Below are 1,484 nucleotides of genomic sequence, written 5' to 3' on the forward strand. Positions count from 1 at the left end.
GGTCCCGTCCTTCTCCCGGGCGGCGGGCTCCCCCCGCCCCGCGGCTCCGTTCATGCGTCTCAGAGGCGCGCGTACTTCTCCCGGAGTTCTCTGACGCGCCGGCCGCCTTCGCCGCCGGCCTCCATGGCGGGCCGGCGATCCGGGTCCGGGGTGCGGGAGAGAGGCGGGTAAGTGAAATCGGCCGTTCGCTTGTGGCGTAGCGGTAATGGGGTTGGCCGCGGACGCGGCGAGGTACAGAGGCGGCGCGAGCGGATGTCCGGCCCCCATTCGGCACATCCGCCCCGCGCCCCGATCGACCTGCGGAAAGCCCCCGTTCGCTTGCGGCGTAGCGGGAACATGACGCACCGATGCGGTAGTTGGATGAGACTGAACAGCGCTTAGCTGGGGAACGTCTCCTGGTGGGAGTGCACCGGGCGGCCTCCTCGGGGCGGGCTAGCATGCGGAAGGACAGTTCCGGACGTTCCGGACTCTGCCCAACCGCTCTGTGAGGAGCGACGAGATGTTCGAGAGGTTCACCGACCGCGCGCGGCGCGTTGTCGTCCTGGCTCAGGAGGAGGCCAGGATGCTCAACCACAACTACATCGGCACCGAGCACATCCTCCTGGGCCTGATCCACGAGGGCGAAGGTGTCGCTGCCAAGGCTCTGGAGAGCCTCGGGATCAGTCTTGAGGCCGTGCGTCAGCAGGTCGAAGAGATCATCGGCCAGGGCCAGCAGGCGCCGTCGGGCCACATCCCGTTCACTCCGCGCGCCAAGAAGGTCCTTGAGCTGTCGCTGCGCGAGGCGCTGCAGCTCGGCCACAACTACATCGGCACGGAGCACATCCTGCTCGGCCTGATCCGCGAGGGCGAGGGCGTCGCCGCCCAGGTGCTGGTGAAGCTCGGCGCCGACCTCAACCGGGTCCGCCAGCAGGTCATCCAGCTTCTGCACGGCTACCAGGGCAAGGAGCCGGCCGCCTCCGGCGGGCCCTCGGAGTCGGCCCCCTCCACCTCCCTCGTGCTCGACCAGTTCGGCCGCAACCTGACGCAGGCCGCGCGGGAGAGCAAGCTCGACCCGGTCATCGGCCGGGACAAGGAGATCGAGCGGGTCATGCAGGTGCTGTCCCGCCGTACCAAGAACAACCCCGTCCTCGTGGGCGAACCCGGCGTCGGCAAGACCGCCGTCGTCGAGGGGCTCGCGCAGAAGATCGTCAAGGGCGAGGTGCCCGAGACGCTCAAGGACAAGCAGCTCTACACCCTCGACCTGGGCGCCCTCGTCGCCGGCTCCCGGTACCGCGGCGACTTCGAAGAGCGCCTGAAGAAGGTGCTGAAGGAGATCCGCACCCGCGGCGACATCATCCTGTTCATCGACGAGCTGCACACGCTCGTCGGCGCGGGCGCCGCCGAGGGCGCGATCGACGCCGCGTCCATCCTCAAGCCGATGCTGGCGCGGGGCGAGCTGCAGACCATCGGCGCCACCACGCTGGACGAGTACCGCAAGCACCTGG

Annotated in this window: 1 protein-coding gene; it reads left to right on the forward strand. The window is 69.2% G+C overall.

The window, feature by feature from the left end:
- Positions 1–499: 499 nt before the first annotated feature.
- Positions 500–1,484 (forward strand): Clp protease N-terminal domain-containing protein (locus ACIWVC_RS28705; protein ID WP_396454805.1); only part of this gene is annotated, 985 nt, incomplete at its 3' end.

It is taken from the genome of Actinomadura sp. (assembly GCF_044508335.1).
Taxonomy (GTDB): Bacteria; Actinomycetota; Actinomycetes; order Streptosporangiales; family Streptosporangiaceae; genus Spirillospora.